We start from the raw sequence: 6,210 nt of genomic DNA, 5'->3' as shown, positions 1-6,210 counted from the left end.
CGGTGAAAGGTTTTTGGTTTGATGGTACCTGGGATAATTCGGTGAAGAAGAATGGTAAATGGACGTATGATATTGAAATGATGCTCAAACAGGTGCGCCCGGGTGTGGTGGTGAACAGTCGCCTGCGTGCCGATGATTATGGCAAACGGCACAAAGATAGTAATGGTAAACTGATGGGCGATTACGAAAGTGGTTACGAGCGCCGCCTGCCGCCTTTTACTGAACTGGCGGTTACGAAGTGGGACTGGGAAGCCTGTATGACGGTGCCTGAAAACCAATGGGGCTATCATAAAGACTGGAGCGTAAGCCATGTTAAAACTCCGCTGGAACTGCTCGAAATGGTAGTACACAGCACTTCCATGGGCGGTAATTTCCTGCTTAACTTCGGCCCATCCGGCGATGGTACTTTTCGTGAGACGGAGCATAAAATAGCACAGTACATCGGCAAATGGATGGCGAAGAATGGCGATGTTATTATCGGCTGCGACTATGCCGGCTGGGAAAAGCAGGACTGGGGTTACTTTACCCAAAAGGGTAACGAGCAAAAGGTAAACGCCATTGTGTTTAACATCCCCGTGAGTAAAGTGCTGAAGGTACGTGTACCAGCCAAAACAGCCATTACCAAAGCTTACTTTAAAGGTAGCGGTAAGGTCATAAAAGTAGAGGAAGTGGCGAAGGAGCAATACCAGCTCACCTTACCCTCTGGCAGTTACGACACTCCGCAAGTGATCATCATCGAAACTTCCGGTGGCGACAACACCGCTAAATACCGAGATGCGCTCACTTAATAAATGATAAATGGAAAGGTTGATGAAATCCCCTGTGCGCCAGCCGCTCAGGGGATTTTGTTTAACTTACCCGGGATAATTAAATGTCATAAATGAGCAAAATGCTATGTATATATCAACAAAGCATTTCATAATTTGGATGGATGAATACGGGTAACCCGTAAGATGGTGATCTATTTTAGGAAGATGTTGTACCGGGTTATTGCCTCAACACCTTCGTGACTATGACCTGAATAACAACATATCGAACGTTATGAAATTACTGACTACTATTACGGCACTATTATTTTCGACACTGGTTTTTGCGCAACAAAAGGACTGGCTTACAGATAACACCGGCTTCACCGCCAATGTTAAAGATAACAAAGCAACGCTCACGCTCACCAATGGTTTGCTGAGCAGAAGTTTTATCCTGCAGCCCAACGCGGCCTGCATTGATTACCGCAACCTGAGCAACGGCGAGCAGTTATTACGCGCTGTTAAACCCGAAGCGCGCATTACTGTTAATGGAAAACAATACAACGTAGGCGGCGTGAGTGCCCAGCGCCAACAGGCTTATTTATTACCGGAATGGTTGGGAGAGATGAAAGGCAGTGATGCCGGTTTTCAATATGTATCGCACAGTGTTACACCGGTGCAGGCGTATGTAAACTGGAAGCCCCAGGCGAAGTTCTGGTCCACACAAAAGGAAATGCCGCAGGGGAGGGACCTCGCTTTTACTTACCGTTCGAAGTTGCCCGCACTCCAAGGTATTACCGTGATCGTGCATTATGAATTATACAACGGTATTCCCGCCCTCTGTAAATGGGTGAGCATAGAAAATAAGAGTGGTAAAAGTGTGATGATTGAACAGGTGGTAAATGAAATACTGGCCACACCGGAAGAAGAGTCGGCCGTGGTAGGCCGCGTTAACCAGATGAAGCCGCCGCACGGCCTTTATATCGAAAGTAACTATGCCTATAACAATGCCATGAAGGCGAGCCTCAGCGACCAAACCACACACTGGAAGGCCGACAGTACCTATACTTCGCAGGTTAACTACGATCTGCAAACGCCTTGTCTGCTCGAAGTATACCCGCCCTTCGGTGTTAACACCGCCATCACCAACAATGCCACCTTCCGTTCTATCCGCACGTATGAATTGCTGCTGGATAGCTACGATCGTGAACGGAACGGTCTTGCACAGCGCATGCTGTACCGTAAAGTGGCACCCTGGACTACGGAGAATCCCATCTTTATGCACCTGGTAAGCACAGATACTACTAAGGTGAAGGAAGTGATAGACCAGTGTGCTGCTACCGGCTACGAGGCTGTGATACTTAGTTTTGGCAGTGGCTTGAATATGGAAGATGTGGGACCAGCCAATATCCGGCGATATAAAAGATTGGTAGATTATGCACATTCGAAAGGCATACTGCTGGGCGGTTATTCCTTATTCTCCAGCCGGAGGATAAGCGACAAAGATGATGTTATAGACCCGAAAACAGGCAAGCCTGGCGGGGCCATGTTCGGTAATGCGCCCTGCCTGGGCAGCGAATGGGGCATTAAGTACATAGAAAAACTTACCTACTTTATCACCCAGTGTGGCTTTGATATTTTTGAGAATGATGGTCCATACCCCGGCGATGTATGTGGCTCTACCACCCATCCCGGGCATAAGAACGCTGACGATTCTCAATGGGCGCAAATGCAGATACAGCAGGGTTTTTACCGGATGCTGAACGAACGCGGTGTATACATCAACGCGCCCGACTGGTACTTCCTCGACGGCACGCATAAAATAGCCCTCGGCTACCGCGAAGTCAACTTCTCCTTACCGCGGGCCGAGCAACAAATACTAAACCGCCAGAACATATTCGATGGTACCTGGGAAAAAACGCCTGCTATGGGTTGGGGTTTTGTACCACTCACGCAATACCAGGGCGGTGGCCCCGCTGCCACGCTCGAGCCTTTAAACGAACACCGCGATGCGTACGAAAAGCTCATGATTCAATACTACGGTGCCGGCATACAGGCCTGCTACCGCGGCCCCCGCCTGTACGATACAGACAGCACGAAGGCCCTGGTGCAACAGGTGATTGCCTGGTACAAAAAATACCGCACCATCCTCAATGCTGACATCATCCACCTGCGCCGCCCAGATGGCCGCGACTGGGACGGTATACTGCACGTATTGCCAACCGGCCCGCAAAAAGGCCTGGCCATGATCTATAATCCGCTGAAGGAAAAGGTGCGCCGCCGTATTTCCCTGCCGTTATATTATAGCGGCCTCACCAACACCGCCAGCATCCGTGAAAAGGAGGGCAAAGCGAAACAATACAAACTTAAACGCGATTATAGCGCGGAGGTGGAGATAGAGCTGCCTGCCGAGGGATACAGCTGGCTGGTGATCGAGTAAGGAGCGAGGACGGTAAGACATGTTTTGCGTACGCGGGGGCAATTGCGACAGTTGAATACGCTTTAGGTGCAGGGTAATCGGATAGGAAACCAGCCATGGTATTCTATTTAGCCCCCGTTGTGTCGCTACCTTCAACTGTTTGAACATTATCGGGCAGAAACCAAGCACCACTGCCCGGCGGATTACATTAACCGACTTACGCTTAATCTATATGGTCTGCCCGCTAACGCGCACACACAATATAGTTTGTACCGCGCAACAAATCTAAAGGTCGATCAATAACACCCGCGTAACTAAAATGTGTCTTAAAGTCCGCTCACCCTCCGCTTCACCATACTCTCACTACACTCCCAACCTACTTCTTTTAAGCAACCTTATAAGTATATCCGTTAGTAAACCGTAGTTGATCCATAGATAATCCGTATCTATATAGATACGGTTTATATACGGTTTATATACGGGTTATATACGGATCAACTGACAAAGAGATGACAAGGATCGCCGTCGGGACCGGGAATGCAACCATCCAGTGTGGACGGTATACAGGGGGATCAGGTGTTGAAAAGCTTGTTGATAGTGTCGTTGCGGTTGAAGGGAGTGACACAACGGCGGCTGAATAAAGAACTTCCGCTCGTCACATTATTCATATTCTGTTAGATAGGCACCTTGTTTTTTATCTATATGATAAATATAATTTATATATTAGCCATATGAATATGCCAAAAAGAGTACTGGGATTGATGGTGGCAGTTGCAGCCGTGCAAGCTGTTACTGCACAGTCGATTATCCCGAAACCACTGAAAGTAACCAATGCCGCAGGTAGTTTTAACCTCGGTAGCGCGGTAGTTGTAATTCCCGCTACAGCCACACCCGAACTGAAAAATTTAGGCAGCTACTTGTCGGCCGTTGTGAAACAGGAAAGTGGCAAAGTATTGCCCATTAAGGACATCGCGCCGGCGAAAGGAGCTATTATCCTGCAACTGCAGGAAGCCGATTCCCTGGGCGCAGAAGGATATGTGTTAGCTGTTAAACCAGATGGGCTAACCCTTACCGCTGCTAAGCCTGCCGGATTGTTTTACGGTATCCAGTCTGTTCGCCAGCTGCTAATTGCCGATGGGGTAAACCTGAAAAGCACGTCGATTTATGATAAGCCCGAGTACGCCTGGCGTGGTTTTATGCTCGATGTATCGCGCCACTACTTTCCAAAAGAGGTGGTGAAGAGCTACATCGACTACCTGGCATTGCTGAAAATGAATACTTTCCACTGGCACCTTACCGATGATGAGGGTTGGAGGATAGAGATAAAGAAATATCCTAAACTTACGTCCATTGGCGCATGGCGCCCCGACCGGCTGGGTGCCATCTGGAAAAACCAGGCCCCTTCGCAGGTAGGCGAAGCTGCTAAGTACGGTGGTTTCTATACCCAGGAAGATGTGAAGGAAATTGTTGCTTACGCAGCAGCACATTACATCACCGTTATCCCTGAAATAGAAATGCCCGCCCATGCCTTATCGGCTATGGTACCTTACCCGGAACTGAGTTGCTTTGGCGCTTTCGACAAAGTAATGCCTACCGGTGGCGGACCTAAAATGCGCGACAACATTTATTGTGCGGGTAAAGAAGAGAGCTTTAAGTTCATTGATGATGTGCTGACCGAGGTAGCGGCCCTGTTCCCTTCGCAGTACATTCATATTGGTGGTGATGAAGCACCCAAAGAGAAATGGGCCGTTTGTCCGCATTGCCAGAAACGTATAAAGGACGAAGACCTGAGAGATGAACACGGACTGCAATCGTACTTCGTTAAAAGAGTGGAGAAGATGCTGCAGGCCAAAGGCAAAAAACTGATTGGCTGGGATGAGATCATGGAAGGTGGTTTGAGCCCTGACGCTACGGTAATGGCCTGGCGTGGACTGAAGCCGGCTATGCAGTCGGCCGCCGAGGGGCATAACGTGATCATCACCCCTAAACATCTTTCGTACTTCGATTACCCGCAGGGCAAAGGTTATGAACCTATTGCCTTCGGCAGCCGCCTGTACTTCGAAGACCTTTACAACTTCGATAACAGCCTGTCCGACTTCGATGACAAACAGAAATCGCATGTACTGGGGCTGCAGGCCAACCTGTGGACAGAGCAAACCCAGACCCTTGCAGACATCGAATACCGAACCTTTCCCCGCCTGTTTGCCCTGGCCGAAAACGCCTGGAGTAACGCTGCACAGAAAGACTTTAGCGACTTCACCACCCGTATGCAGGGCTTTTACCCATGGCTTGATAAGAATGGAATTAACTACCGCAAACCCGATGTAGTGAGCAAATTTGCGAACTACGTGTTTACCGATTCCATGAAGGTGGTATTGCAGGCTGCACATAAAGATGGCGAGATCCGTTACACGACCGACCTTACGGAGCCGGATAAACGTTCGTTGCTGTATACACCGGGTTTAAGCGTAAAACGCGATGCCGTGATCAACGCCCGCGAAATACTGCCCGACGGACGACTCAGCCAGGTGAAAGTGTTACGTTTTACCAAACAGTCGTTAAGACCAGGCGTAAAACCTGAACTGGTAGAGCAGGGCATGTTCTATAAATACTACGAAACCACCGGCAGTATTAAAAAACTATTGGAAGCCCCTGCTGTGAAACAAGGCTGGGTGACACACTTTGAGCTTCCCGACCAATTTACAGACAATGGCTTCGGGGTGACGTTTGAAGGTCACTTCATCATTCCAAAAGACGGTGTATACACCTTCTACCTGCAGTCGAGCGATGGCAGTGCATTGTTTATCGGCGATACACAGGTAGTAGATAATGAGGGAACACATCCGCAGCAGGAAGCCTATGGGCAGATAGCACTGGCCAAGGGGTATCATCCTTTTAAGATAGTGTACTATGATACTTACCAGGCCGAATACCTGAAAGTATTGTATGAAGGTCCGGGTATAAGCAAACAACCCATCCCGAATGAAATGTTGAACAAATAGTTGTAGATATTACTTATTTAAGGGCCGGAACAGCAGATGTTCC

The 6,210-nt window shown here is 48.8% G+C and carries 3 protein-coding genes; all 3 read left to right on the top strand.

Annotated features, from left to right (window positions below):
• Window positions 1-788, top strand: a 788-nt coding sequence (locus tag QZT80_RS01230) for an alpha-L-fucosidase (protein ID WP_295116800.1), incomplete at its 5' end; no start/stop codon positions are given.
• A 253-nt stretch (window positions 789-1,041) separates the two neighbouring features.
• Complete coding sequence (locus QZT80_RS01225) at window positions 1,042-3,186, top strand: alpha-galactosidase (RefSeq protein ID WP_295116799.1); 2,145 nt, start codon at window positions 1,042-1,044, stop codon at window positions 3,184-3,186.
• A 716-nt stretch (window positions 3,187-3,902) separates the two neighbouring features.
• Window positions 3,903-6,167, top strand: coding sequence for a family 20 glycosylhydrolase (locus tag QZT80_RS01220; RefSeq protein ID WP_295116797.1), 2,265 nt, complete (start codon window positions 3,903-3,905; stop codon window positions 6,165-6,167).
• Window positions 6,168-6,210 lie beyond the last annotated feature (43 nt).

Origin of the sequence: uncultured Chitinophaga sp. (assembly GCF_902168175.1) — a bacterium.
Taxonomy (GTDB): domain Bacteria; phylum Bacteroidota; class Bacteroidia; order Chitinophagales; family Chitinophagaceae; genus Chitinophaga.
Note: the sequence above shows the minus strand (reverse complement) of the source record. Positions and strands in the feature narration are given on the sequence as shown.

Bases quoted from the DNA above. Each gene is read 5' to 3' on its own strand.
- QZT80_RS01220 (WP_295116797.1), top strand. From the start codon at position 3,903: ATGCCAAAAAGAGTACTGGGATTGATGGTGGCAGTTGCAGCCGTGCAA.
- QZT80_RS01225 (WP_295116799.1), top strand. From the start codon at position 1,042: ATGAAATTACTGACTACTATTACGGCACTATTATTTTCGACACTGGTT.